The 24,467-nt window shown below is 71.8% G+C and carries 25 protein-coding genes; 12 read left to right on the top strand and 13 right to left on the bottom strand.

All coding sequences use genetic code 11. The features are described from left to right. The first annotated feature begins 31 nt into the window (after window positions 1-31). On the top strand, window positions 32-493 hold the full coding sequence (locus ACPPVT_RS01320) for an acyl-CoA thioesterase (protein ID WP_426564728.1): 462 nt from the start codon (window positions 32-34) through the stop codon (window positions 491-493). Here the strand turns inward: ACPPVT_RS01320 and ACPPVT_RS01325 are convergent. After that, a complete protein-coding gene (locus ACPPVT_RS01325; protein WP_426564730.1) occupies window positions 468-1,739 on the bottom strand; it encodes a hydroxyacid-oxoacid transhydrogenase in 1,272 nt (423 codons plus the stop codon). The genes ACPPVT_RS01320 and ACPPVT_RS01325 overlap by 26 nt on opposite strands. 147 nt (window positions 1,740-1,886) lie before the next feature. Between ACPPVT_RS01325 and ACPPVT_RS01330 the strand changes: the two genes are divergently transcribed. Continuing rightward, window positions 1,887-4,712, top strand: a complete 2,826-nt coding sequence (locus ACPPVT_RS01330) for an FAD-binding and (Fe-S)-binding domain-containing protein (protein WP_426564732.1) — start codon at window positions 1,887-1,889, stop codon at window positions 4,710-4,712. A 114-nt stretch (window positions 4,713-4,826) separates the two neighbouring features. On the opposite strand, the gene ACPPVT_RS01335 is transcribed toward ACPPVT_RS01330, so the two are convergent. Both ACPPVT_RS01335 and ACPPVT_RS01340 read right to left on the bottom strand, forming a co-directional pair. Continuing rightward, complete coding sequence (locus ACPPVT_RS01335; RefSeq protein ID WP_426564734.1) at window positions 4,827-5,438, bottom strand: pentapeptide repeat-containing protein; 612 nt, start codon at window positions 5,436-5,438, stop codon at window positions 4,827-4,829. Window positions 5,439-5,441: 3 nt separating this feature from the next. Next, window positions 5,442-6,317 carry a hypothetical protein gene (locus ACPPVT_RS01340; protein ID WP_426564736.1) on the bottom strand — a complete coding sequence of 292 codons (876 nt, stop codon included), beginning with the start codon at window positions 6,315-6,317 and terminating at the stop codon, window positions 5,442-5,444. A 165-nt stretch (window positions 6,318-6,482) separates the two neighbouring features. Here ACPPVT_RS01340 and clpB point away from each other — a divergent pair, with 165 nt between their 5' ends. Continuing rightward, window positions 6,483-9,095 (top strand): ATP-dependent chaperone ClpB, encoded by a 2,613-nt coding sequence (gene clpB / locus ACPPVT_RS01345; protein ID WP_426564737.1) that lies wholly within the window; start codon window positions 6,483-6,485, stop codon window positions 9,093-9,095. A gap of 77 nt (window positions 9,096-9,172) precedes the next feature. Here the strand turns inward: clpB and ACPPVT_RS01350 are convergent, their stop codons facing one another. From ACPPVT_RS01350 to ACPPVT_RS01360, 3 genes are read right to left on the bottom strand one after another with little or no spacing between them, the layout of a single operon-like run. Continuing rightward, window positions 9,173-9,991, bottom strand: a complete 819-nt coding sequence (locus ACPPVT_RS01350; protein WP_426564739.1) for an SDR family NAD(P)-dependent oxidoreductase — start codon at window positions 9,989-9,991, stop codon at window positions 9,173-9,175. After that, complete coding sequence (locus tag ACPPVT_RS01355) at window positions 9,988-11,490, bottom strand: flavin-containing monooxygenase (RefSeq protein WP_426564740.1); 1,503 nt, start codon at window positions 11,488-11,490, stop codon at window positions 9,988-9,990. The genes ACPPVT_RS01350 and ACPPVT_RS01355 overlap by 4 nt, the downstream gene beginning before the upstream one ends. Next, window positions 11,490-12,416, bottom strand: coding sequence for an alpha/beta fold hydrolase (locus tag ACPPVT_RS01360; protein ID WP_426564742.1), 927 nt, complete (start codon window positions 12,414-12,416; stop codon window positions 11,490-11,492). The genes ACPPVT_RS01355 and ACPPVT_RS01360 overlap by 1 nt, the downstream gene beginning before the upstream one ends. 65 nt (window positions 12,417-12,481) lie before the next feature. On the opposite strand from ACPPVT_RS01360, the gene ACPPVT_RS01365 reads away from it, so the two are divergent. Beyond that, on the top strand, window positions 12,482-13,093 hold the full coding sequence (locus ACPPVT_RS01365; protein ID WP_426564744.1) for a TetR/AcrR family transcriptional regulator: 612 nt from the start codon (window positions 12,482-12,484) through the stop codon (window positions 13,091-13,093). Window positions 13,094-13,179: 86 nt separating this feature from the next. On the opposite strand, the gene ACPPVT_RS01370 is transcribed toward ACPPVT_RS01365, so the two are convergent. Further along, window positions 13,180-13,962, bottom strand: a complete 783-nt coding sequence (locus tag ACPPVT_RS01370; RefSeq protein ID WP_426564746.1) for an exodeoxyribonuclease III — start codon at window positions 13,960-13,962, stop codon at window positions 13,180-13,182. Between the two features lie 45 nt (window positions 13,963-14,007). Here ACPPVT_RS01370 and ACPPVT_RS01375 point away from each other — a divergent pair, with 45 nt between their 5' ends. From ACPPVT_RS01375 to ACPPVT_RS01385, 3 genes are all read left to right on the top strand, one after another. Then, on the top strand, window positions 14,008-14,781 hold the full coding sequence (locus ACPPVT_RS01375) for an SDR family NAD(P)-dependent oxidoreductase (protein WP_426564748.1): 774 nt from the start codon (window positions 14,008-14,010) through the stop codon (window positions 14,779-14,781). Between the two features lie 109 nt (window positions 14,782-14,890). Next, window positions 14,891-15,433: an orotate phosphoribosyltransferase gene (pyrE, locus tag ACPPVT_RS01380; protein ID WP_426564750.1), complete on the top strand. Its 543-nt coding sequence runs from the start codon at window positions 14,891-14,893 to the stop codon at window positions 15,431-15,433. Window positions 15,434-15,562: 129 nt separating this feature from the next. Next, window positions 15,563-16,291 carry a hypothetical protein gene (locus ACPPVT_RS01385; protein WP_426564752.1) on the top strand — a complete coding sequence of 243 codons (729 nt, stop codon included), beginning with the start codon at window positions 15,563-15,565 and terminating at the stop codon, window positions 16,289-16,291. A 19-nt stretch (window positions 16,292-16,310) separates the two neighbouring features. On the opposite strand, the gene ACPPVT_RS01390 is transcribed toward ACPPVT_RS01385, so the two are convergent. Continuing rightward, a complete protein-coding gene (locus ACPPVT_RS01390) occupies window positions 16,311-16,910 on the bottom strand; it encodes a class I SAM-dependent DNA methyltransferase (protein WP_426564754.1) in 600 nt (199 codons plus the stop codon). Window positions 16,911-16,920: 10 nt separating this feature from the next. After that, window positions 16,921-17,403: a hypothetical protein gene (locus tag ACPPVT_RS01395; protein ID WP_426564756.1), complete on the bottom strand. Its 483-nt coding sequence runs from the start codon at window positions 17,401-17,403 to the stop codon at window positions 16,921-16,923. Window positions 17,404-17,729: 326 nt separating this feature from the next. Here ACPPVT_RS01395 and ACPPVT_RS01400 point away from each other — a divergent pair, with 326 nt between their 5' ends. Both ACPPVT_RS01400 and ACPPVT_RS01405 read left to right on the top strand, forming a co-directional pair. After that, the gene (locus ACPPVT_RS01400; RefSeq protein WP_426564758.1) at window positions 17,730-18,137 is read left to right on the top strand and encodes a hypothetical protein; all 408 of its coding nucleotides are present in this window, start codon (window positions 17,730-17,732) and stop codon (window positions 18,135-18,137) included. Between the two features lie 120 nt (window positions 18,138-18,257). Next, window positions 18,258-18,881 carry a LemA family protein gene (locus ACPPVT_RS01405; RefSeq protein ID WP_426564760.1) on the top strand — a complete coding sequence of 208 codons (624 nt, stop codon included), beginning with the start codon at window positions 18,258-18,260 and terminating at the stop codon, window positions 18,879-18,881. Between the two features lie 4 nt (window positions 18,882-18,885). Here ACPPVT_RS01405 and ACPPVT_RS01410 read toward each other — a convergent pair whose 3' ends face one another. Together ACPPVT_RS01410 and ACPPVT_RS01415 are read right to left on the bottom strand one after the other, a co-directional pair. Further along, window positions 18,886-19,527 (bottom strand): DedA family protein, encoded by a 642-nt coding sequence (locus ACPPVT_RS01410; RefSeq protein ID WP_426564762.1) that lies wholly within the window; start codon window positions 19,525-19,527, stop codon window positions 18,886-18,888. A gap of 4 nt (window positions 19,528-19,531) precedes the next feature. Beyond that, the gene (locus tag ACPPVT_RS01415) at window positions 19,532-20,128 is read right to left on the bottom strand and encodes an ArsR/SmtB family transcription factor (RefSeq protein WP_426564764.1); all 597 of its coding nucleotides are present in this window, start codon (window positions 20,126-20,128) and stop codon (window positions 19,532-19,534) included. A 53-nt stretch (window positions 20,129-20,181) separates the two neighbouring features. On the opposite strand from ACPPVT_RS01415, the gene ACPPVT_RS01420 reads away from it, so the two are divergent. After that, entirely contained in the window at window positions 20,182-21,462 is a 1,281-nt protein-coding gene (locus ACPPVT_RS01420; RefSeq protein WP_426564766.1) for an MFS transporter, read from the top strand. A gap of 161 nt (window positions 21,463-21,623) precedes the next feature. Next, window positions 21,624-22,823: an LCP family protein gene (locus ACPPVT_RS01425; protein ID WP_426564768.1), complete on the top strand. Its 1,200-nt coding sequence runs from the start codon at window positions 21,624-21,626 to the stop codon at window positions 22,821-22,823. Here ACPPVT_RS01425 and ACPPVT_RS01430 read toward each other — a convergent pair. After that, on the bottom strand, window positions 22,820-22,975 hold the full coding sequence (locus ACPPVT_RS01430) for a hypothetical protein (protein WP_426564770.1): 156 nt from the start codon (window positions 22,973-22,975) through the stop codon (window positions 22,820-22,822). The two genes, ACPPVT_RS01425 and ACPPVT_RS01430, sit on opposite strands and share 4 nt — an antisense overlap. Window positions 22,976-23,076: 101 nt before the next feature. Further along, window positions 23,077-23,703: a DedA family protein gene (locus ACPPVT_RS01435; protein WP_426567024.1), complete on the bottom strand. Its 627-nt coding sequence runs from the start codon at window positions 23,701-23,703 to the stop codon at window positions 23,077-23,079. Between the two features lie 50 nt (window positions 23,704-23,753). On the opposite strand from ACPPVT_RS01435, the gene ACPPVT_RS01440 reads away from it, so the two are divergent. Then, the gene (locus ACPPVT_RS01440; protein WP_426564772.1) at window positions 23,754-24,362 is read left to right on the top strand and encodes a TrmH family RNA methyltransferase; all 609 of its coding nucleotides are present in this window, start codon (window positions 23,754-23,756) and stop codon (window positions 24,360-24,362) included. Window positions 24,363-24,467: the final 105 nt, after the last annotated feature.

A 24,467-nucleotide genomic window follows, 5' to 3' on the forward strand; every position in this document is an offset into this window, starting at 1 on the left:
CCCAGTGTGCTCCCCGTGGGAAGGTGTCGCCATGCCCCAGCCGACCCGACCCGAGGAGCTGCCCGCGCGTGCGGACTTCCCGGTCTGGCGTGCGATGCCGACAAGGTGGGCCGACAACGACCAGTACGGGCACGCCAACAACGTCGTCTACTACTCGTGGTTCGACACCGCGGTGAACGGCTGGCTGATGGAGCAGGTCGGCGCCGACGTGCGGGACCTGCCGGCCATCGGGATCGTGGCCGAGACGTCCTGCCGGTACCTGTCGCCGGTCGGCTTTCCGGACCCGCTCGCGGTCGGACTGCGGGTCGCACGGCTCGGGCACAGCAGCATCACCTACGCGCTCGCGGTGTTCCGGGACGGCGAGCCTTCGCCGTGCGCGGTCGGTCGCTTCGTGCACGTATACGTCGACCCCACCACCCGTCGTCCGGTGCCGGTCCCGGACGTCGTGCGGGCGGCTGCGGCCGCGATCACCAGTGGTGCATCGACCGGCTGATGATGCCTGCCAGGTCGTCCGGGCTGGGCTCTCGAGGGCTGATCGAGAGCAGCCGCGGCTGAGCCAGCGCGCCCTCGACCAGGTCGTCGACATCGGCGGACCCGAAGCCGAGCTCGGCCAGGCCGGACGGCAGGTCTACGTCGCGCATCAGCCGTGCGAGCACGTTCGGCAGGTGCGCCTCCGGTTCGTCGCCAGGTCGCTCGTCCGGGGCGAGCAGTTCGGCGGCCCGCAGATGCCGGTCCGGGGCGGACGCGAAGGTGAAGCGGAACGCCTCGGGCGCGGTCATCGCGACCGCCATGCCGTGCGGCACCAGCGGTCCCTCACCGGGGTAGCCGTCGGCGTGGAAGGCGTGCACCCGGCCGGCCACCGGGTAGGCGTTGGCGTGCGGGATGTGCACGCCGGCGTTGCCGAAGCCCAGCCCGGCGAACGTCGCCGCCAGCGCCATGTCGGTGCGCGCCGTCCGGTCCTCGCCGTCCTGCACGGCTCGGCGAAAGGCCCCGGCCAGCAACGACATCGCCCGCTCCGACCACATGTCGGCGATCGGGTTCGCGCCGCAGTACGGCACCCGCTGCTCGGGGCGCTTGCGCTCGAACTCGTCGAACGGTCGCGCGGTGTAGCTCTCCAGCGCATGGCACAGGATGTCCATGCCGGCGCTCGCAGTGACCTGGCTCGGTTGGCTGAACGTCAGCTCGGGGTCGATCACCGCCAAGGTGGGCCGCAGCCGGGCGTGGCTGATGCCCGTCTTCACCTTGCGGGACAGCACGTCCAGCACGCAGACCGTGGTGGACTCGGCGCCCGTCCCGGTGGTGGTCGGCACTGCGACCATCGGCAGCAGCTCGCCGGGCGGAGCCTGGCCACCGCCGATCGGGGCGTTCACGTAGTCCATCAGCTCGCCCGGGGAGCTGAGCATCAGATTGACCGCCTTGGCGGTGTCGATGCTGGACCCGCCGCCGACCGCCAGGATGCCGTCGAAGCGCCCGAGTGCGCGGGCGGCGTCGACGGCAGCGTTCATGCTCTGGTCGGTCGGCTCGACATGCGCCTGGTCGTAGACCTGCACCTCGAGCCCGGCGCGGCGGACCGAGGCGGCGATGCGTGCCGGGGCGCCGGTGGCGGCCACCCCCGGGTCGGTGACCAGCAGCACCCGGGTGACGCCGAGTTCCGCGAGGTCCGCGCCCACCTCGTCGCTGGCGCCCAGGCCGAACTTCAGCCTCGGCGCGGCGTACGTGAACACCGTCTCATTGCCCATGCTGGCGAGCCTGCCCGAGGCTCCCCGGCCCCGCCACCCCGGGCCCTTCCGTCACTTGTGACGAGCTTTCGGGCTCTCACCGGGTGTTGAGGCACCGAAAACGTGTCACGAGTCGAGGCAGGGAGCGGACCACCTAGAGTTTCGCGAGTGAGCGACCTGGTCGAGGCCCTGCGTGCCGCCGGGCTGGCGGACGTCGACGACAGCCTCCTGCGCCGCTCGCTGTACGCCTCGGACGCCTCGCTCTACCGCGTCGAGCCCCAGGCGGTGGTCGTCCCCCAGCACGTGGACGAGGTGCTGGCCACCGCCGAGGTCTGCCGCGCCCTCGGTGTGCCGCTGACCATGCGCGGCGCCGGGACGTCGATCGCCGGCAACGCGGTCGGCCCGGGCGTCGTCGTCGACGTATCGCGGCACCTGCGCCAGATCCGCGAGATCGACCCCGAGGCCGGCACCGCGTACGTCGAACCGGGCGTCGTGCAGGCCTCGCTGCAGGCCGCCGCGGCGCCGCACGGGCTGCGCTTCGGGCCCGACCCGTCGACGCACAACCGCGCGACGCTCGGCGGCATGATCGGCAACAACGCCTGCGGCTCACGAGCGCTGGGCTATGGCCGGACCAGCGACAACGTCCTCGGGCTGGATGTGCTGACCGGCAGGGGTTCGCAGCTTCGGCTGGGCGCCGGCGGCACCACCTCCGCGCCCGAGCTGGACGCCGTACGCGAGCTGATCGGGTCGAACCTGGCCCTGGTCCGCACCGAGCTCGGCCGGTTCGGCCGCCAGGTGTCCGGCTACTCGCTCGAGCACCTGCTGCCGGAGAACGGCTTCGACGTGGCCCGCGCACTCGTGGGCAGCGAGGGCACGCTCGCGCTCACCCTGGGGGCCACTGTTCGGCTGGTGCGCGACGAACCGGTGCGCCGGCTCGTCGTCCTGGGCTACCCGTCGATGGCCGAGGCCGCCGACGCGGTCACGGCGGTGCTGCCGCACGGCCCGGTCGCCTGCGAGGGCATGGACGCCCGGATCGTCGAGGTCGTGCGCGCGCGGCGCGGTCCGTCGGCCGTGCCCCGCCTGCCGCGCGGCGAGGGCTGGTTGCTGGTCGAGCTGGCCGGCAGCGAGGACGGCGAGGTGCTGGCTCGCGCGCAGGCGCTGGTCCGTGACGCCGGTGCGCTGGCGGCCGAGGTCGTCGTCGAGGCCGAGCACGCGGCTGCGCTCTGGCGGATCCGCGAGGACGGCGCGGGACTGTCCGGGCGCACCCCCGACGGCAACCCGGCGCACCCGGGCTGGGAGGACGCCGCCGTCCCGCCCGAGCGGCTGGGCCGTTACCTGCGCGAGTTCGACGAGCTGCTGGCCGGGCACGGGCTGACCGGCCTGCCCTACGGGCACTTCGGCGACGGCTGCCTGCACATCCGGATCGACTTCCCCTTTGACCGCCCGGACGGCACCGCGACCTTCCGCGAGTTCCTGCTGGACGCCGGGCGGCTGGCCGCCGCGCACGGGGGCTCCATGTCCGGAGAGCACGGGGACGGCCGGGCCCGCGGTGAGCTGCTGCCATTGATGTACTCGCCCGCGGCGATCGAGCTGTTCGCCGCGGTAAAGGCGGTGTTCGACCCCGACGAGCTGCTGAACCCAGGCGTGATCGTGCGGCCGGCGCCGTTTGACGCCGACGTCCGGGCGGCGGTGGCTCCCCCGTACCGCGACGCGCTCGCGCTGGCCTACCGGCACGATCGCGGCGACCTGTCGATGGCGGTGCACCGCTGCACGGGTGTCGGCAAGTGCCGTGCCGACACGACGGCGACCGGCGGGGTGATGTGCCCTTCGTTCCTGGCGACCCGGGACGAGAAGGACTCCACCCGCGGTCGGGCTCGGGTGCTGCAGGACGCCGTCTCCGGCCAGCTGGGCGCGAACCCTTGGCGCACACCGGCTGTGGTCGACGCCCTGGAGCTCTGCCTGTCTTGCAAGGGGTGCTCGTCGGACTGCCCGACCGGCATCGACATGGCTGCCTACAAGGCCGAGGCGACCCACCAGCGCTACCGCGGTCGGCTGCGACCTCGCGCGCACTACGCGCTGGGCTGGCTGCCGCGATGGGCGCGGCTCGTCACCCGGGTGCCGGGGCTGGCCAAGGTGGCCAACGCGAGTCTGCGCTGGCGGTGGCTGCACCCGTTGATCACCTGGCTCGCCGGGGTGGACCGCCGTCGTGGCCTGCCGCAGTTCGCCGGGCAGACCTTCCGTCGGTGGTTCGCCGGCCACCCGACGGGCGCGGCCGACCATCCCGAGGTGCTGCTGTTCGTCGACACGTTCACCGACGCCTTCTCGCCGGACGTCGGGCGCGCGGCCGTCGCGGTGCTGGAGGACGCCGGCTACCGGGTGACGGTGACCGCGGAGCCGGTCTGCTGCGGCCTGACCTGGATCTCGACCGGACAGCTGGATGCCGCCCGGCGCAAGGTGTCCGCGACGGTCGCCGCACTGCGCCCCCACGTCGAGGCGGGTGCGCTGGTGGTCGGGCTGGAACCATCCTGCACGGGCGTGTTGCGCTCTGACGCGCTCGAGCTCGTGGACGAGGCCGATCTACCTGCGGCACAACAGGTTGCTGCGGCGACCCGGACGCTGGCGGAGCTGCTGACCGGCGCTCCCGGCTGGACGCCGCCGGACCTGTCTGCCGAGCGTGGGATCGCCCAGCCGCACTGTCACCACCACGCCGTGATGGGTTGGAGCCCGGACGCCGAGCTGCTGCGTGCGGCCGGGGCGGACGTCCAGCGGCTCGGCGGGTGCTGCGGTCTGGCCGGCAACTTCGGGGTCGAGCGCGGGCACCACGAGGTGTCGGTCGCAGTCGCCGAGAACCAGCTGCTGCCCGCGGTGCGCGAGCTGCCGGGGGGCGCGCTGCTGCTGGCGGACGGCTTCTCCTGCCGCACGCAGCTCGAGGATCTCGCGCAGCGACCCGGCGAGCACCTCGCGCAGGTGCTGGCCCGCCACCTGCCGGACTAAACGCTGGTCGTGCCGACAGGAGCGGATGCGTGCGGACTGTCGCGCTCGTGCTCAGTCGAGTCCGGAAAGAGCAACCGCTCCTGTCGGGCGGACCGCCAGGGGTCGGCAGGTCCGTCAGTCGGGGCGGACGTCGAGGCCCAGCGCCTCGGCCAAGGTGACCGCTTGGTCGATGGTGATCTTCGCGCCGCGGAGCTCGACGGTCGACGGGTCCAGCGACGACAGGTCGCTGCCACGCAGGTCGCAGCCGGTCAGCACGGCCCGCGTCCACGCCGCGCCGGAGGCGTCGCAACCGGACAGCACCGCGTCGTCCAGCCGGACCCCGACCAGCTCGGCCTCACGCAGCCGGACGTCGGTGAACCGCGCCTGCCGCAGGTCCGCCCGGCTCAGGTCGACGAACGACCAGTCGCCGCGCTCCACCCGCACCGGACCGAAGTCGCAGCCGTCGAACACCGAACCGGTGAGCTTGCAGCCGGTCAGCGTCGCGTCGAAGAACGAGCAGCGCACGAAGGTGCAGTTGGTGAACGCGGCCTCGCGGTGCTGCGAGACGTTGAACCGCGCGCCGCGGAACGTGCACTCGTTGAAGATGCCGCCGTGGTTGACCACCTCGGTCAGGTCGGTGTCGAGGATCAGCACGTTCTCGAAGCGCTCGCCGTCCAGGTCGCGCCCGTACCAGTCCTCGTCGCGCACGGTCTCGGACGTCGGCGGCCGGCTCGCCAGGTCGGCCACGGCTCAGTCCTCGCCCAGCAGGTCGCGCTGCTTGCGGGCCCGATCGCGCGCCTTCTCGGCGCTGGTCACCGCACGCTCCGCGGAGACCCGGTCCGCGTGCACGGTCGCGACCTGCTGCTGGGCCGCCCGGACGGCGAACCTCGCCTTGGTCAGGGCCTCGCGAAGCTGCTCGACCTCCTGGAGGGCGCGTTCCTGCTCACGGTCCGCGTCCAGCTCGGCCTGCATCGATGCCTGCACCGCCTTTTGCGCCCGCCGGACGTCGTCCTCCGTCTCGCTCAGCCGGCGGTCCCCCTCGGCCCGGCGCGCCTCCATCCCCTGCTTTGCCGCGCGCCCCTTCGACGGAGCCGGCTTCTTGGTCGGCTCGAGGGAGTTCGGCCGCGCGGACAGCGGCGTGGCCGTCGCAGCGGTGACGTCGACCTCGCCGAGCCCGGCGTAGGACAGGGCGCGGGTGAGCGCGCCGGACACCACGGCCTGGCCGGCTGCAGGGTCGGCGACCGCGGCGAGCAGGGTGGCGTCGAGCTCGCCGCGGACGGCGGCGCTCACCGGTCCTTCGGACAGGGACTCCGCCCGCTGGACCAGGGCCGCGGCTGCCCGCTGCCGTTCCTGGCCGAGCCGACGCAGGTCGTCACCGGAGAGGTTGGACTGCGCCTCGCGCAGCTGCTCGCCCAGCTCGAGGTAGTCGGCGAGCGTTTCGGGGTGCTCGCGGGCCAGCTTGTTCATCACGGCTGCGGAGGCCGTCGGACGCCGCAGACCCCGCACCTGCTTGGCCAGGTCCCCGTCGCCCTCCTTCTTGAGCTGCGCCGCGATGGCGTCGCGCCGCCCGGTGAACGCGCCCGGCGACAGGCCGTAGAGCTCGTCCACCACCGCGTCGATGTCCATCCGCCCATCCTGCCGTGTGCGGTGCCACGAGGCTCGGCCGCCTCCACAGGGCGCCGGTCCCTTTCTCACCCTGTAGAAGGAGTCAGCCAGAGTTGAGCGGAACACACTCAACTCTGCCTACGTTGAGCCTGACAGACTGATCACCCCCTCATCAGGAGTTCACGCATGGACCTTGCGCTCACCACCCGCAGCCAGGAGGCGCTCGGCGAGGCCGTTCGCCGTGCGGCCGCCGCCGGACACCCGCACGTCGAGCCCGCGCACCTGGCCATCGCGCTGCTCGGCCAGGCCGAGGGCACGACGCGTCCGCTCGTTCAGGCGATGGGTGTGCCCCCGGCGACGCTGTCCGCCGAGGTCGAGCGAGTTCTCGCCGGCCTGCCGTCCGCGAGCGGCGCCACGGTGAGCGCGCCGTCCCTGTCCCGTGGTGCGCTGACTGTGCTGGAGGCCGCCAAGGAGGAAGCCGACAGCCTGGGTGACCAGTACATCTCCACCGAGCACCTGCTGCTCGGACTGACCCGGAACGCCGGTCCGCTCGGCACCGCGCTCAAGGCCGCCGGGGTCACCCGCGACGGCGTGTTGGACGCGCTGCCGCAGATCCGCGGCTCGGCCAAGGTCACCAGCCCCGACCCGGAGAGCACGTACGACGCACTCACCAAGTACGGCGTCGACCTGACCTCGATGGCCGCTGAGGGCAAGCTCGACCCGGTGATCGGCCGCGACGCCGAGATCCGTCGCGTCGTCCAGGTGCTCAGCCGCCGCACCAAGAACAACCCTGTCCTGATCGGTGAGCCCGGCGTGGGCAAGACCGCCGTGGTCGAGGGTCTGGCCCAGCGCATCGTCGACGGCGACGTCCCGGAGTCGTTGCGCGGCAAGCGGTTGATCTCGCTGGACCTCGGTGCGATGGTCGCTGGCGCGAAGTACCGCGGCGAGTTCGAGGAGCGCCTCAAGGCGGTGCTGGAGGAGATCAAGGGCTCGGACGGTCAGATCGTCACCTTCATCGACGAGCTGCACACCCTGGTCGGCGCCGGCGCGTCCGGTGAGGGCGCCATGGACGCGGGCAACATGCTCAAGCCGATGCTGGCCCGCGGCGAGCTGCGTCTGGTCGGCGCCACCACCCTGGACGAGTACCGGGAGCGGATCGAGAAGGACTCAGCCCTCGAACGCCGGTTCCAGCAGGTCTTCGTCGGCGAGCCCAGCGTCACCGACACCGTCGCCATCCTGCGCGGCCTCAAGGAGCGCTACGAGGCGCACCACAAGGTCGCCATCGCCGACTCCGCGCTCGTCGCGGCGGCGAGCCTGTCCGACCGCTACATCTCCGGCCGCCAGCTGCCGGACAAGGCCATCGACCTGGTCGACGAGGCGGCGTCGCGGCTTCGGATGGAGATCGACTCGTCCCCGGTCGAGATCGACGAGCTCCGCCGGGCCGTGGACCGGCTCAAGATGGAGGAGCTCGCGCTGGCCCGCGAGGACGACGCGGCATCCAAGGAGCGGCTCGAGCGGCTGCGCAAGGACCTCGCCGACCGCAGCGAGCAACTGGCCGCGCTCAACGCACGCTGGGAGCACGAGAAGGCCGGCCTCAACCGGGTCGGCGACCTGAAGAGCCAGCTGGACGACGTCCGCTCGCAGGCCGACCGGCTGCAGCGTGAGGGTGACCTGGGCGCAGCGTCTGCGCTGCTGTACGGGCGGATCCCGGAGATCGAGCGCGAGCTCGCCCAGGCCCAGGCAGCGGAGGCCGGCGACGCGGGTGTCGGGACCGAGCCGGCGTCCGACCCGATGGTCAAGGACCAGGTCGGGCCGGACGACGTCGCGGACGTCGTCGCAGCCTGGACCGGCATTCCGGCCGGCCGGCTGCTCGAGGGCGAGACCGAGAAGCTGCTGCGGATGGAAGAGGTGCTCGGCGGTCGGCTGATCGGGCAGCGGCGTGCCGTCGAGGCAGTCAGCGACGCCGTCCGCCGTTCTCGCGCAGGCATCTCCGACCCCGACCGACCCACCGGCTCGTTCCTGTTCCTCGGCCCGACCGGCGTCGGCAAGACCGAGCTGGCCAAGGCGCTGGCGGACTTCCTGTTCGACGACGAGCGGGCGATGGTCCGGGTCGACATGAGCGAGTACAGCGAGAAGCACTCGGTCTCGCGGCTGGTCGGCGCGCCGCCCGGCTACGTCGGCTACGACGAGGGCGGTCAGCTCACCGAGGCGGTGCGCCGTCGTCCGTACTCGGTGGTGCTGCTCGACGAGGTCGAGAAGGCGCACCCGGACGTCTTCGACATTCTGCTGCAGGTGCTGGACGACGGCCGCCTCACCGACGGGCAGGGCCGCACGGTGGACTTCCGCAACACGATCCTGGTGCTGACCTCGAACCTCGGCTCGGTCTACCTGGTCGACCCCTCGCTGGACGACGACGCCCGGCACGAGGCCGTGATGTCGGCGGTGCGCGCAGCGTTCAAGCCGGAGTTCCTGAACCGGCTGGACGACGTGGTGATCTTCGACGCCTTGTCGCTGGACGAGCTGTCCCGCATCGTGAACCTGCAGGTCGAGCGGCTCGCGCAGCGGCTGGCTGAGCGGCGACTCAGCCTGCAGGTCAGCGACGCGGCCCGCGAGTGGCTGGCGCTGACCGGCTACGACCCGTCGTACGGAGCGCGGCCGCTGCGGCGGCTGGTGGCCAAGGAGATCGGCGACCGGTTGGCCCGGGCCCTGCTGTCCGGCGAGGTTCGCGACGGCGACACGGTCCGGGTGGACCGGCCGGACGACCCGAGCGCGCCAGGGCTGCTGGTCGCCCGAGCCTGACCTTGCTCTCCCCCGCCCGCATTACTCAGCTCAACCCGCTGCAGGCGCCCGCAGGAGCGGTCTGAGCTGAGCAAGCCTCAGGGAGCAGTGCGACGGGCGCGGTAGGCGCGCACCTGCTGGTCGATCATCCGGTCCACCAAGGCAGGCGCCCAGCGCTGCGCCGCGACGACGCCCCACTGGGCGCGCGGGAACACGATCAGCGCCTTGTCCTTGGCCAGTCCGCGCAGCACGGCCTCGGCCAGCTCGTCGGGGCCGGGCAGCCCCCGAGGCTGCAGCAGCGCCGCGCTCTGCCGGACGCTACGGGTGGCGTCGTTGGCCGCCATGCCCGGGTTCAGGTTGTCCAGCAGCGGGGTCGCGATGAACCCCGGGCAGACCGCGGTGACCCGCACGCCGACCGGCTTGAGCTCGGCCCGCAACGCGCGGCTGAGCGCGACCACTGCGTGCTTGGTGGTGGTGTAGGGAAGCATCATCGGCACGGTCATCAGGCCGGCCATCGACGCGGTGTTCACGATGTGCCCGCTGCCCTGCGCCGTCATCACCGGCACCGCGGCCTGCACCCCGTGCACGACACCGTGCAGGTTCACTGCGAGACAACGGTCCCAGTGCTCGTCGCCGAGCTCGTCGACCAGTCCGCCGACGCCGATTCCGGCGTTGTTGAACAGCAGGTCCAGCGAGCCGTGCTCCCCGGACACCGAGCGGACGACGTCCGCGAACGCGGCCCGGTCGGTGACATCGAGCTCCACGGCCTGTGCGCCGAGGGTGTCGGCGGCGGCCTTGGCGGCGGGACCGTCGACGTCCGCGACGACCACGTCGTGGCCCCGTGCGGACAGTGCCGCGGCCAGCGCCCGGCCGATGCCGGACGCGCCGCCCGTGACCAGCGCGACCTGCCGCCTCACGCCGAGACCTCCTGCGGTGCAGCGGGTTCGGCCGACCCGAGATCGGGATCCAGGACGACGTGTCGCGGGTCGACCCGCCGGGTGCGGCGCCAGAAGTTGATGGTCGAGGCCGGCCACAGCGTCCGGTTGTTGCCGAACCTGTCCAGGTACCAGCTGTGGCAGCCGGTCGCCCAGACCGTGTGCTTGTTGCGCTCGGCGAGCTCGGCGTTGAACCGGTCCTGGACCTGTTGCGGCACACCGATGGAACGGGCGCCGGCGTTGTCCCGCAGCACGATGCACTGGGCCAGGTAGCGGGTCTGCGCCTCGATCATGAAGATCATCGAGTTGTGGCCGAGTCCGGAGTTCGGCCCGACGACCAAGAACAGGTTCGGGAAGCCGGCGACGGTGACACCCAGGTGCGCCTGCATTCCTTGCGACCAGGCCTCGCGCAGCGTGCGGCCGCCGGGCCCGGTCACCGTGAGGTGCTGGTACGGCTCGGTCACCGCGAAGCCGGTACTCATCACCAGCGTGTCGACCTCGTGCCGCCGTCCGTCTGCGGTCACCACGGCATCGGGCTCGATCCGCTCGATGGCGTCGGTGACCAGGGTGACGTCCGGGCGGTTGAACGTCGGCAGGTAGTCGTTGCTGATCAGGATGCGCTTGCAGCCCATCCGGTAGGCCGGCGTCAACGCGGCGCGCACCGCCGGGTCCTGCACCTGCTTGCGCAGGTGGTAGAGCCCGATGCGCTCCAGCAGCTTCATCACTCCGGGCTTGGACGTGAAGGCGAGCACGCGGGACTCGTTGCGCCAGTAGACGCCTGCCCGGACTAGCCAGTTGAGCGCGGGAAGCCGCTCCAGCCAGTCCCGCTCGCGACGGCCGATCTCCCGGTCGCCCTTGGGCAGGATCCAGGACGGCGTCCGCTGCAGCACGGTCAGGTGCGAGGCCCGCGGCGCGAGCTGCGGCACCGCCTGCACCGCACTGGCCCCGGTACCGACGACGGCGACCCGCAGTCCGTCGATGGCGGCCGTGTCGTCCTGCGGCCAGCTGGCGGTGTGGAACACCTGGCCGCGGAACGAGTCCAGGCCGGGCAGGTCGGGGATCGCCGGCTCGGACAGCGCGCCGGTGGCCAGCACGAGCGACCGCGTCTCGAGAGTGGTCCCGCGCGCGGTGCGCAGCCGCCAGGTGCCAGCCTCGTACGTCGCCTCGACCAGCTCCTCGCCGTACCGGATCCGCTCTGCCACACCGAAGTCGGCTGCCACCCGCCGCAGGTAGTCCCAGATCTCCGGTTGCTGGGCGAAGGCTCGCGACCACTGCGCGGACGGCGCGAACGAGAACGAGTACAGGTGCGAGGGGACGTCACACGCGCACCCGGGGTAGCGGTTGTCCCGCCAGGTGCCGCCCAGGTCGTCCGCCTTCTCCAGCAGGACGACGTCCTGGACGCCGGCCCGGCGCAGCTCGATCGCCGCGGCTAGCCCGCCGAAGCCGGAGCCGATCACGACGGCGTCGTGCACGCCGCCCATCACGGCGCCTCAACCAGCGAGCACAGGTGCTCGGTGACCACGTCAGTCGCCTCGAAGCCCAGCATGTGCCCCAGCCGCGGCAGCACGACGACCTCGGCGTCCGGCAGCAGCTCGCCGAGCCGGCGAGCGTGGGAGACCGGGGTGAGCCGGTCGCGCTCGCCGACCAGCACCCGGGTCGGGACGTCGGCCAGCTCGGCCAGCGCGTCGACCTCGTCGTGCCTGCCGAGCGCCTCGTAGTAGGCCCCGAGCGCGGACAGCTTCATGCCTCCCACCATGGACCTGGTGGCCTCGACGTCGCCAGGGTTGGCCTCGTCGCCGAACAACAACTCGCGCTGCCCCTTCGCCGTGATGGCTCGTCCGGCGCGCAGCAGCGGGACGTGGGCGAGCGTCCGCATCAGCCCCACCTCGCCGCGGCGGCCGAGGCCGCGCAGGTCACCGGCGGACGTGCTGACCAGCAGGGCGCCGCGTACTCGCTGCCGGACCACGTCCGGGTGCCCGCCCGCGAACGCCATCACGGTCATCCCGCCCATCGAGTGGCCGCCCAGCACCAGCGGGCCGTGCGGCGCCACCGCGCTGATCACGGCGTGCAGGTCGTCACCGAGCTCGTGCACGCTCGCGCGATGGTGCCGCTGGTGCGGACCGTGCCGGCCGGACTGGCCGTGCCCGCGCTGGTCGTAGCTGACCACCCGCACCGGCAGGCGCTGGACCAGCTGGTCCGTGACGCGGTCCCACGCGGTGTGGTTCAGCGTCCAGCCGTGCGCCAGGACGACGGTGGGCGCATCCGGCGGCAGCGGCGTGTTCGGCTGGCGCACCCACGCGGCAAGCCGGGCGCCGTCCGCGGCGAGCACCGTGGTGCGGCTGCTCACCGCGGCGGCTCCTACCTGCACGGCTGCGTGCTCGGAGGGCGTTCCTGCACCTGTGGCCACCGGTACTCCGTTCATCGTCCCCGGGCTTCTTACCCGAGGTAAGTTACCCGAGGTAGGCTGCGGCTGTGAAGGCCCCCACCAGGCGACGTGTGCCACGTGCCGAGCGCGAGCAGCAGATGCTCGAGGTCGCGGAGGCGGTGTTCGCCGCTCGGGGCTACCAGGCGACGTCGATGGACGAGATCGCCGGCCGGGTCGGGGTCACCAAGCCGATGCTCTACGAGTACTTCGGCAGCAAGGACGGCCTGCTCGGCGCCTGCCTGGCCCGCAGCCGGCAGCAGTTGCATGACAAGACCCTGGCCGCGGTCGCCGCCGGTGGCGAGCCGCGGGAGGTCATGCTGCGTGCCGTCCTGGCGTTCTTCGAGTTCGTCGACGAGCACGCGGCGGCCTGGGCGGTGCTGCAGTCTGAGGCGATGCTGCATGCCGGCCCGGGAGCGGGTGAGATCGAGGAGATCCGACGGCAGCAGAGCGACTACACGCAGGCCCTGCTCGGCTCGATGCCTGGCGGCAGCGACGTCGGACCGCTGGCCCTGCAGCTGCGCGCCGAGGTGGTCACCGGGGCGTGCGAGCGGGTCGCGGTGTGGCGTTCGGGCAAGGAGTCGCAGGTCAGCGCCCAGCTCGCGGCGGAGCTGGTGATGCAGGCCCTGTGGCCGGGGCTGCTGACCAGCTCACCGAGCTGACCGGGCTGACCGGGCTGGCGACCTTCGTCCCGGCGAGCTCAGTCGCGGAGCCGCTCAGTCGCGGAGCCGCTCAGTCGCGGAGACGCTCAGTCGATCTCGAGAACGACCGGCGCGTGGTCGCTGGCGCCCTTGCCCTTGCGCTCTTCGCGGACGATCTCGGCGCCGGTGACCCGCGCCGCCAGGGCGGGGGAGGCCAGCGCGAAGTCGATCCGCATCCCCTCCTTGCGGGGGAAGCGCAGCTGCGTGTAGTCCCAGTACGTGAACTGGCCCTCGGTGAACGACCGGGCGACGTCGGCGTACCCGGCGTCCACGACGGCCTGGAAAGCCGCCCGCTCCGGCGGCGAGACGTGCGTGCTGTGTTCGAACTTCGCCATGTCCCAGACGTCCTCGTCGCGCGGCGCGACGTTCCAGTCGCCGGCCAGCACGACCTGCGCGCCCGGGTCGTCGGTCAGCCACTGGGTGCCCGCTTCGCGCAGGTGGGCCAGCCAGTCCAGCTTGTAGTCCAGGTGCGGGTCGCCCAGCTCGCGCCCGTTCGGCACGTACAGGCTCCACACCCGCACGCCGTTGCAGGTCGCCGCGATGGCCCGGGCCTCGGCAGCAAGCGGCTCACCCCAGCCCGGCTGACCGGGGAAGCCGATCTCGACATCCGCCAGGCCGACCCGGGAGACGACGGCGACACCGTTCCACTGCGAGTGGCCGACGTGTGCCACCTCGTACCCGAGTGCCATGAAGGGCATCTCGGGAAACTGGTCGTCGCGGCACTTCGTCTCTTGCATGGCGAGCACGTCCACGTCGGCCCGCTCGAGCCAGCCGGCGACGCGGTCGACTCGGGCTCGGATGGAGTTCACGTTCCAGGTTGCGATACGCACGCAGCAGAACCTACCGGGCGGCTCCGACAGCTAGGGTCGTCGTCCATGGGCACCGCACTCGTCACCGGCGCGACGGCCGGGATCGGCCACTCGTTCGTGCGGCACCTCGCGGCCGACGGGTACGACCTGGTGCTCGTGGCGCGTGGCCAGGAGCGCCTCGACGAGGTCGCGGAAGAGGTGCGGACGGTCTTCGGACGCAAGGTCGAGACGATCTCGGCGGACCTGACCGACCGCTCCGACCTGCAGCGCGTCGCCGACCGCGTTGGCGATCCCGAGCGGCCGCTAGACCTGCTGGTCAACAACGCGGGGTTCGGCCTCGGGCACGGCTTCCTGCGCGGGGACGTCGCGGCGCAGGAGCGGCTGCTCGACATCCACTGCCGTGCCGTCCTGGTGCTCAGTCATGCGGCCGCCGAGGTGATGGCCGGGCGCGGTCAGGGGGCGATCCTGAACGTGTCGTCCGTGGCCGGCTTCGCGGTGATGGGCACCTACTCGGCGGTCAAGGCGTGGGAGACCACGTTCAGCGAGGCGCTCGCCGCGGAGCTCGGCCCCAGGGGCGTGCGGGTGATGGCGCTGTGCCCGGGCTTCGTGCGCACCGAGTTCCACGAGCGTGGCCGGATCAACATGTCCAAGCTGCCCGAGGCCGGCTGGCTGGACGTCGACGACGTGGTTTCCGCCGGGCTCGCCGACCTGGCCCGCGGCCGGGTGGTGAGCATCCCGAGCAAGCGGTTCAAGACCGTCTCGTTCCTGTCCCGGCACGCGCCGCGGTCGTTGGTGCGCAAGGCATCCAGCACGATCCAGGCCCGTCGCGCGAGCAGCTGACCTCGCCGGCCGAACGACGGCCCCGCTCACCTGACGCAGCCGGGGCGCCGGGCCGACGCCGCATGCCCCATCTTCGTCAGGAGAAGCCGGGCAGATAGCCTGCGGACCTGTGACGACACCTCGCGAAGCCCTCCTCCAGCACATCACCGACACCGCGGTCGTTCGCGGCAAGGTCATTCTTTCCAGCGGCAAGGAGGCCGACTACTACGTCGACCTGCGGCGGATCACCCTGGACGGCGCCGCCGCACCGCTGGTCGGCCAGGTCATGCTCGACCTCGTCGCCGACCTCGAGTTCGACGCGGTCGGCGGGCTGACCATGGGTGCTGACCCGGTCGCCACCGCCATGTTGCACGCGGCCGCGGCGCGCGGCCGCGAGCTGGACGCGTTCGTCGTGCGCAAGGAGGGCAAGGCGCACGGGCTGCAGCGGCAGATCGAAGGTCCGGACATCGCGGGACGTCGCGTGCTGGCCGTCGAGGACACCTCGACCACCGGCGGTTCCGCGCTCACCGCGGTCGAGGCACTGCGCGAGGCTGGTGCGGACGTCGTCGCCGTCGCCGTGATCGTGGACCGGGACACCGGTGCGGCCGAGAAGGTCCGCGAGGCCGGGCTGGACTACCTGTTCGCGTACGGCAAGGCCGAGCTCGGTCTGTAGATCGGGCCGCCTGGGAGAGCTCGCCGACGTCCAGGCGCTGTGTGGCGAACGGCCCCCGTCGGGCGCGGCGACGCGTCAGACTGAACCAGTCGCCCGGTACCGGCCGGGCCTGGGCGAGGTCAAGGGCAGATGAGCATCGGGATCCTGGTGGCCGCGCTGATTGGCGCGCTTCTGATCGGTGGCTTCGTCCTCGTGCTGGTGCTCGGCATCAAGCGAGAGAACGCCCGGCAGCGTTCGCTCAAGGCGTTCGCCCAGGCCGGTGGCTGGACGTCGCCGATGCGCGACGACCGTTGGCTGGCGGTCTTCGCCGGTTCGCCGTTCGGGCACGGCAGCGATCGGCATGCGGACGACGTCTGCGACCGACTGGTCGGCGAACAGCGGCAGGTGGCGTTCACCTACCGCTTCGCCACCTACGAGACGGTCACCACCACGGACGCGAACGGGAACACGAGCACGACGCAGCAGCGGCGGGACCATGCGTTCAAGGTGCTGGGTGCGCAGCTGCCCAGACCGCTCGGCCGGGTGGAGATCCGACGGCAGGGCATCGGCGACCGGATCGTGCGTGCCTTCGGCGGCCAGGACATCGAGATCGAGCACGCCGACTTCAACCGCCGCTACCGGGTGACGGCGGACGAGGCGAAACTCGCGGTCGACCTGCTCAACCCCCGAACGGTGCAACGCCTGCTCGCCCACCCGGACGCGTCGCTGCGGCTTGCCGACGGTTGGGCGGTCGTGACCCGGCCCGGTCAGCTGGAGTCGGCCTTCGTCGACGAGGGCCTGCGGCTGGTCGCGGACCTGCTGGCGGGCGTGCCGAGGTTCGTCTGGCTCGACCGCGGCTTCGACCCGCAGCAGGTCTGACCAGCGTCGGTCGGCGCCGCTAGTCGCCGGGACGACGCAGCACGGTCACCGCGAAGTCGGACGTCGGCGCGAACGGGCGTAGGTCCCAGGTCGCGAACCGGTGCTCCAGCGTGAACCCGGCCGCCGCGAGATCGGTGTCGAACTGGTCGAGCTCGTAGCCGCGACCGGTTCCGAACCCGACGACTGCGAACCCGTCCGGCTTCAGGTGCGCGTGCAGCCCGGTCAGCACCGCCCGCTCGGTTCCCTCGCCCAGGAACGTCATGACGTTGCCGGCCATCACACAGGCGTCGAACGGCTGCGGCTGCCCGAGCTCGGCCAGGCCCAGCGCGGCGAGGTCCGCGACCAGCCAGGTCGGCCCAGGTCGATGCTCCCCGGCCGAGGCGATCAGCCGGGGGTCGGCGTCGACCCCGACGACGTCGTGCCCGCGCGCTGCGAGCTCGCCGCCCACCCGGCCTTCGCCGCAGCCGGCGTCCAGCACCCGCGATCCGCGGGGGAGCATCGCGTCGACCAGCCGCGCCTCGCCGGCCAGGTCGACGCCGTCCGCGGCGAGCTTGCGGAACCGCTCGATGTACCACTGCGAGTGCTCGGGGTCGTCGGGCCAGCGCGACGGGACGGTCATGGTGCTGACGCTAGCCGGTGTGGTCGATCAGGACGTTGTGGGCGGTCAGGGCGGTGGTGGTGTTGGTCGCGGTGGTGGTGATGGGTTGTAGGGGGACGTCCAGGATGTTCTGCAGGGTGAAGGTGACCTGCCAGGTCAGGGTCAGGGTGGTCTGTTTGGTGCCGGCGGTGCGGTAGATGGTGTGCAGGTAGTGCTCGGGGTGCTGGGTGGGGCTGATGGCGGGGTCGTAGGGGGTGCCGGGGCCGTGGGCGGTGCTGGCGTCGGGGAAGTGCCAGGTGTAGGTGGGGGTGGCGGTGATCTGGCCGGGGACCGGGGTGGTGATCGGCAAGGTGATGGGGTCCAGGTCGGCGGCGGAGTACAGGGTGGGGATGTTGACCAGGGTGCGTCCCCCGGGTGGGGCCACGGTGATGGTGGGGCGGGTCAGGTGGCGGCGCAGGTGCTGGGCGGCCACCGCCTGCACCGCGGACGCCGGGACCACCGTCTGCGGGTACACGCACTCCGTGGTGGTGATGTCCGCCGGTCCGGGTACGGGTTGGCCGTCTGCTCCAAGACGGCGGCCGATGACGAGGTAGCGGTACCCACGCTGCTTCCCGCGTGTGCAGGTCGAGGCCGCCGCCGGGCAGCTCGCGTCATCGCCACAGCGGCCCTGTCGCTCCCACAGGTAGCGCACCTTCGGCTCGGGCGCAGCGCGCGGGAAGGACTGGCCCGGGTGTGCCGATCTGGCACATCGGTGCCGATCTGGCACGGGCCACCCGACCTTTCCCGTTTCGCCGCGCGCACGGCAGGGAACGGCGTGACGATCGACCCATGGGAGTGGCGATGGAGCTTCGTGATCTGCCGGGCCGCGTGGCGACCGGCGCCTACATCCTGCACGCGGGCATCGAGAAGTGGGCTCCCGATCCGGACCGCGCAAAGGGACTGCACGGCATGGCGTCCGGCGCCTTCCCGTTCCTGCGCACGATGCCCGCCGACCGCTTCATGAAGGCCCTGTCCATCAGCGAGCTGTCGGTCGGCGGCCTTCTGCTGGCGCCGTTCATCAGGCGTCGGATCGCGGGCTTGGCGCTCACGGCGTTCTCCGGCGGGCTCGTCACGATGTACCTGCGCACCCCGGGAGTGCGACAGGAGGGAAGCGTGTGGCCGACCCGCGACGGCATCGCCCTGAGCAAGGACGTCTGGATGCTGGGGATCGGCCTCGGTCTGCTCGCCCCGACCGGCACCGACGACTGAACGGACCCGAGGTCTCGAAAACGGGCCCGCGGTCTCGAAAACCCGATCGGGAACCGTGGCGCCGCACCGAGCGTCGCAGTGACGGGTAGCATCGCGCTGCGCCTTCGGGAGGGAACTGTCATGTCGGGTCTTATCGTCGCGCTGGTCGTCATCGCGATCGTCGTCGTCCTCGTACTGGTCTTCGTCGGCCTCTACAACGGGCTGATCAAGCTACGCAACGTCGTCCAGGAGTCCTGGCGGCAGATCGACGTCGAGCTCAACCGGCGGCACGACCTGATCCCCAACCTGGTCGAGACCGTCAAGGGCTACGCCGCGCACGAGCGGGGCACCCTCGACGAGGTGACCGCGGCGCGCGCCGCGGCTGCAGCGCCCGGTGCGTCGCCCGCCCAACAGGCGCAGCAGGAGAACGTCCTGACCCAGGCCCTGGGACGGCTGTTCGCCGTCGCCGAGGCTTACCCGGACCTGAAGGCCAACCAGAACTTCCTGCAGCTGCAGCGCGACCTCAGCGATACCGAGGACCGCGTCGCGGCGTCCCGGCGGTTCTACAACGCCAACGTGCGCGCGCTGAACACCAAGGTCGAGACCGTGCCGTCCAACATCGTGGCCGGCATGTTCGGCATCAAGACGGCCGAGTACTTCGAGGTCGAGGACGGGCAGGTTCGCCAGGCCCCGCAGGTTTCGTTCGGCACCACGACCACGACCACGCCGCCCGCCGCGCCGCAGCAGACCCCGCCGACCGCCTGACGGCTCAGCTGCCCGGCGGCGCGGGGGCCGCCGCCGGCCGGGTCGAGCGTCGACGGCGGACGACGAGCGGCCCGATGATCGAGGTCAGGATCGACGCCAGCGCGATCGCGTAGGCCGCGTAGCGAACCCACGGCACCGAGTAGGCGACATAGCCGGTCAGGACCAGGCCGGACCCCCACAGCAGCGCGCCCACCACGTTCGCGCCCAGGAATCTCGGGTACGGCATCGCGGCGGTGCCGGCCACGATCGGGGTGAACGTGCGCAACCACGGGATGAACCGGGCGACCACCACGGCCGACCAGCCCCACCGCTCGAAGAACGCCTCGGTCTGTGGCAGGTGCCGCGCCAAGCGTCCGGCTCGGCGCTCGACCCAGGGTCGCCCGAGGCGACGTCCGCACAAGTACGCGACGGCGTCACCGAGCACGGCAGCGGCCGCGACCCCAACCACCAGCGCTGGCAGCGACAGCGGCGAGCCCGGGTGCGCTGCCAGCAGTCCGGCGGTGAACAGCACCGTGTCGCCGGGCAGGAAGAACCCGACCAGCAGGCCGGTCTCGATGAAGATCAGCCCGAACAGGACGACGTACAGCCCGAACGCTGTGTAGCCGGCCAGGTCGGGGTGAAAGAGCGCGCTGAGCCACTCGCTCACGCGCTCAGCCCTCGCCGTCCGGCTCGCCCTCGACCAGCGGCGCGGTGGCGAAGAAGTAGGCGACGCGACGGCTGCGCTCGGGGTGGTGTGTCAGGTCGCGGCGGAAGTACGGCTCCAGCACTGTCTCGACCGCCTTGTTCACCTCCCGAAGCTCGTCCTCGGTGAGCCACGGGAAGCCGCGGCTCACCTGCGAGGTGTCCGCCCACTCGCCCTGCGCGGGCTCGGCGCGCCGCCAGGCAGCGAGGTCGCGACCCAGGCGCTCCAGGTAGAGGCCGACGACGACGTCCGTAGCGGCCTGGCCGGCATCGGGTCCGGACAGCGAGAACCCCTTGGCGGCCGCCTTCCACGGACGCTCGCGACCGTCAACCGACTCGGCGCGGACGACGATGCCCCACTTCTCCAGAGCGCGCAGGTGGTAGCTCATGGCGCTCGGCGTCAGGCCGGTCAGCTCGGCCAGCTGGCTCGAGGTGCTCACCTTGCCCTGGTAGAGCTCGTCCAGGACGGCGGTGCGTGCCGGGTGCGCCAGGGCGCGCAGCGCTCGCGGATCGGTCAGGACGATGCGGTCGCCTTCGCGCACCGGTGCGTGCGGGTCAGTGTCCACGGCCCAAGCCTACGGGGTTGCGATCGACGATGTGAAGCAATACCTTCAAATATATGAAGCGACTCTTTCAGAACCTGAGCACCTCGGTCTGGCGGCACCGCGACCTGCGCATCGCGGCCCCGGCCCGGGCCCTGAGCATCCTCGGCGACGAGATCGCCCTGGTCGCCCTGATGCTGCACGTGCACGACCTCGGTGCCGGCGCTCGCGGCGTCATGCTGCTGCTGATCAGCGCCGCCGTCCCGACCGTGCTACTCGCCCCGGTCGCCGGCGGGCTGGCCGACCGGGTCGACTCCCGGTTGCTGCTGGTGTCTGCGTCGCTGCTCCAGGTCGTGGTCTGCGTCGGACTCGCCTTCACCGCGCCGCTGTGGGGCGTGTATCTGCTGGTCATGGCGCTGCAGGCCGGGCAGGCGGTGGTCAACCCAACCTGGCAGGCGCTGGTGCCGCGGATCGTCGGCGAGGCCGAGCTCGGGCAGGCCATCGGTGCCACCCAGGCGCTGGCCACCCTGGCCGCGGGCGCGGGCGCCCCCATCGGTGGTCTGCTCAGCGGGATCGGCGGTCAGCGGCTGCCCCTGCTGGTGGACGCCGCGAGCTTCGTCGCGCTCGTCGTCGCTGCCCTCCTGGTGCGCACCCGCCGGGCCGGCCGGCACGACGCCGCACTGCGCACTGCCGAGCCGGCTCGGGCGCTGGACGGTCTGCGGGTGATCCGCGCCGACCGCCTGCTCTGGCCGATCTTCGTCGCGCTGTTCGCCTACGTCGTGGTCGGTGAGGCCACGAATGTCGTCGAGGTCTTCCTGATCCGCGACCATCTGCGCGGCTCGTCCGTGCAGTACGGCCTGATCGGTGCGGTGACCACCGCCGGCATTGTTGTCGGCTCGCTGCTGGCCGGTCGCATCCGGCGCACGCCTCGGCGGGTCGTGGTGATCGTGGTCGCCGCCGCCGTGCAAAGTGTGGGGCTGCTGCTCGCCGGCCTGGTGCCCTCGGTGGTGCTGCTCGGTGTCGTCTACAGCACGCTCGGTGTCGCCAACGGGGCGCTGAACACCAGCACCGGGACGCTGGTCTTCACGCGGGTGCCGGACGCCGTCCGAGGCCGGGTCGGTGCTGCGCTCAACGGCGGGTCCCGGGCCTGCTCCATCGTGGCGCTCGCCCTCGGTGGACTGGCCGGTACCGCGCTGGGGGCGGCGCCGTCGTTCGTCCTGTTCGGCTCCCTGGCGCTCGCAGTCGTCGGGTGGCTCGCCCTGCGGGTGCTGCCGCTGCGGGACGTCGCAGCCCCGGCTGCCACCGGTATGGTCGAGCCCGCAGAGCGTGCGGCGATGGGTGCGGCGAGCGGGTCGTGATCACGACGCGCTGGCCGCGCCCACGCCCACGCCCGCACCCGCGCCCGCACCCGCGCCCGCACCCGCGCCCGCACCCGCGCCCGCAGGGTCACCCCCGAGTCACCACGCTGCCTTCACATCGCTACGCGGGCGCCTGCTGGCCGATCGCCTAGCCTGTCGACATGGCGGACCAGCGACCCGGCGACGACCCGACCCGGGTGATCCGCAGCTCACCGGGCACGAGTGGTTCGCGCGCCCCCGACGCGCCGCCCGGTCACGGCGTCCAGGCTCCCGGCGCGCGCCCGCCCAGCGACCCGCCGTACGTCCGCCCAACCGCGCCGCGCACTCCGCGCGAGCCAGACGGCGCAGGTTCCGGCCTGCAGCCGTCGCCCAGGACCGACCGCAAGCGCCGGCGTATCGGCTGGAAGCCGATCGTGCTGGTCGTGGTGCTCGCGCTGATCGTCTACCCGATCGCCCTGTTCTTCGTCGCGTGGCGGCACCTGGGCCGGGTCGACGCCCTGCCCGCCAACACCGCGGCGACGCCGGGACGCACCTATCTCGTGGTCGGCTCCGACTCGCGCAAGGGGCTGACCAAGGCCCAGCGCAGAGCCCTGCACACCGGCGGCGACTTCGGCCAGCGCACCGACACGATCATGCTGCTGCACCTGCCGGCCAACGGCGGGCCGAACGTCCTGATGAGCATCCCGCGGGACAGCTACGTCTCGATCCCCGGGCACGGCATGAACAAGATCAACGCGGCGTACGCGTTCGGCGGCCCCAAGCTGCTCGCCGAGACGATCGAGAAGGCGACCGGCGTGCAGATCGACGACTACGCCGAGATCGGCCTCGGCGGGTTCGCCTCGATCGTGGACGCCGTCGGCGGCGTGCAGATCTGCCCCAAGCGCGACATGAAGGACAAGGACGCCGGCCTGAACATCAAGAAGGGCTGCCAGCAGGCGAACGGCGCGGTCGCACTCGGCTACGCGCGGGCTCGGCACTCTGACCCCCGCGGCGACCTGGGCCGGGTGGAGCGTCAGCGCGAGGTGCTCGGCGCGATCGTCGCCAAGTCCAGCAAGCCGACGACGCTGGTGAATCCGTTCGCGGCCTTCCCACTGGCTTCCAGCGGTGCCGCGACGCTGACCATCGACAAGCACACCGGCCCGGTCGCGCTGCTGCGCTTCCTGCTCGGCATGAAGTCCGCCGCCGGTGGTGACGGCCTCTCGCTGACCGTGCCGATCTCGGGCACCGCGAACCGACCCGGCGCCGGCTCGGTCGTGCTGTGGGACCAGGACCAGGCGGACATCGTGTTCAAGGCGTTGCGCGACAGCGATACCCGACCGATCATCCCGATCGCGGCCGAGCAGAAGAAGCTGACCGGCTAGGGCCGTCCGTCGCTGCGGATGTTGTACGGCGCGCCCAAGGCGTTGTCACCGGTGATGTTTATCCGCGAGGCGATGTCCCTGTGCCGGCGCTGGATCCTGCGCTCGCGACGGGCCGCCCGCGACTTCTTCGAGAGAGGGTTGTGGAGATGCATGATGGCCTCACCTTCCCTGCCGATGCAGATCAAGATAGAACTGCGCGGCCGCCGCGCCTAGGGCGCAAATCAGGTCAGGTGTCCGATTCAGTTGACCAGGCTCAACTGGTCGAGCCTGACCGCTCGCCACGTCGGTGGCGCAGGTACTCGAGCCCGATCGGGACCACCGAGACCACCGCGATCAGCACGGCGATGGCCTCGATGTTGTTCGAGACGAAGTCGATGGTGCCCAGGAAGTACCCGGCCAACGTCATGATGACGACCCACAGTGCCGCGCCGATCGCGCTGTACGAGTAGAACTTTCGCCGGTCCAGCTGGCTGACCCCGGCGATCAGCGTGATGAAGGTGCGCACGATCGGCACGAACCGGCCGATGATCAGGGCCCGCGCGCCGTAGCGCTCGAAGAAGGCGTGCGTCTGGTCGACGTGTTTCTGCCTGATCAGCCGGGAGTTCTCCCCGACGATCCGCGGGCCGACGGCTCGGCCGATCTCGTACCCGCACATGCTGCCCGCGAAGGCCGCGACGAACAGCAGGGGCAGCACCACGACGAGCGACTTGTGCAGCGTGCCGTTGGAGATCAGCAGGCCGATGGTGAACAGCAGCGAGTCACCGGGCAGCAGGAAGAAGAAGAGCCCGCACTCGATGAACACCACCAGCAGCGTGCCGGGCAGGGCATAGGTGTCGATCAGGTGCTGGGGGTCGAGCCACGCCGGGCCGAGTGCATGCATCACGCGGACCAGCGTAGATGGCCGCACCCCGGCGCCCCTACGCTCACTGGGTGGAATCGGTGGAGATCGGGGTCGGACCCTGGGTGGGGCCGTGGCCGGACGACGAGCGGCTCGACCCTCAGCTGCTCACCGAGGGCGACGCCCGCAACGTCGTCGACCGCTACCGGTACTGGAAGGTCTCGGCGATCGTCGCGGACCTGGACTCGCGCCGGCACCCCTTCCACGTCGCGGTCGAGAACTGGCAGCATGACTTCAACATCGGCTCGGTGGTGCGCACCGCGAACGCGTTTCTGGCCGAGCAGGTGCACGTGGTCGGCCGTCGCCGCTGGAACCGGCGCGGCGCGATGGTCACCGACCGCTACCAGCACCTGACCCACCACGACGACGTCGCGGACCTGCTCGGCTGGGCGCACGAGCGGCGGCTGCCGTTGGTCGGCATCGACAACCTGCCCGGTGCCGTCCCGCTGGAGGGGTACCCCTTGCCCCGTGAGTGCGTGCTCCTGTTCGGTCAGGAAGGTCCCGGGCTGTCCGCGGCGGCTCACGCCGGCTGCGACGTCGTCCTGTCGATCGCGCAGTTCGGGTCCACCAGGTCGATCAACGCCGGGGCGGCGGCCGCGATCGCCATGCACACCTGGATCACCCGCCACGCAGTCGGCTGATGGCCACCCGTCACCTCCGAAAGGTGGCCCTGGGTGATGTCACGGCGTGCCGTTACTCCAATAGGTTCGTAGTGGCGTTGCGCCGCGACATAGAGCGCGGTCCAG

This window comes from Angustibacter sp. McL0619, assembly GCF_049994355.1.
Classification (GTDB): domain Bacteria; phylum Actinomycetota; class Actinomycetes; order Actinomycetales; family Angustibacteraceae; genus Angustibacter.

Coding starts and splice junctions, on each gene's coding strand:
- ACPPVT_RS01340 (WP_426564736.1), bottom strand. CDS start 6,317: ATGGACATCGACGCGGTGGTGGACGAGCTCTACGGCCTGTCGCCGGGC.
- clpB (WP_426564737.1), top strand. CDS start 6,483: ATGGACCTTGCGCTCACCACCCGCAGCCAGGAGGCGCTCGGCGAGGCC.
- ACPPVT_RS01425 (WP_426564768.1), top strand. CDS start 21,624: ATGGCGGACCAGCGACCCGGCGACGACCCGACCCGGGTGATCCGCAGC.
- ACPPVT_RS01405 (WP_426564760.1), top strand. CDS start 18,258: ATGTCGGGTCTTATCGTCGCGCTGGTCGTCATCGCGATCGTCGTCGTC.
- ACPPVT_RS01435 (WP_426567024.1), bottom strand. CDS start 23,703: ATGCATGCACTCGGCCCGGCGTGGCTCGACCCCCAGCACCTGATCGAC.
- ACPPVT_RS01375 (WP_426564748.1), top strand. CDS start 14,008: ATGGGCACCGCACTCGTCACCGGCGCGACGGCCGGGATCGGCCACTCG.
- ACPPVT_RS01385 (WP_426564752.1), top strand. CDS start 15,563: ATGAGCATCGGGATCCTGGTGGCCGCGCTGATTGGCGCGCTTCTGATC.
- ACPPVT_RS01430 (WP_426564770.1), bottom strand. CDS start 22,975: ATGCATCTCCACAACCCTCTCTCGAAGAAGTCGCGGGCGGCCCGTCGC.
- ACPPVT_RS01320 (WP_426564728.1), top strand. CDS start 32: ATGCCCCAGCCGACCCGACCCGAGGAGCTGCCCGCGCGTGCGGACTTC.
- ACPPVT_RS01355 (WP_426564740.1), bottom strand. CDS start 11,490: ATGGGCGGCGTGCACGACGCCGTCGTGATCGGCTCCGGCTTCGGCGGG.
- ACPPVT_RS01400 (WP_426564758.1), top strand. CDS start 17,730: ATGGAGCTTCGTGATCTGCCGGGCCGCGTGGCGACCGGCGCCTACATC.
- ACPPVT_RS01420 (WP_426564766.1), top strand. CDS start 20,182: ATGAAGCGACTCTTTCAGAACCTGAGCACCTCGGTCTGGCGGCACCGC.
- ACPPVT_RS01325 (WP_426564730.1), bottom strand. CDS start 1,739: ATGGGCAATGAGACGGTGTTCACGTACGCCGCGCCGAGGCTGAAGTTC.
- ACPPVT_RS01390 (WP_426564754.1), bottom strand. CDS start 16,910: ATGACCGTCCCGTCGCGCTGGCCCGACGACCCCGAGCACTCGCAGTGG.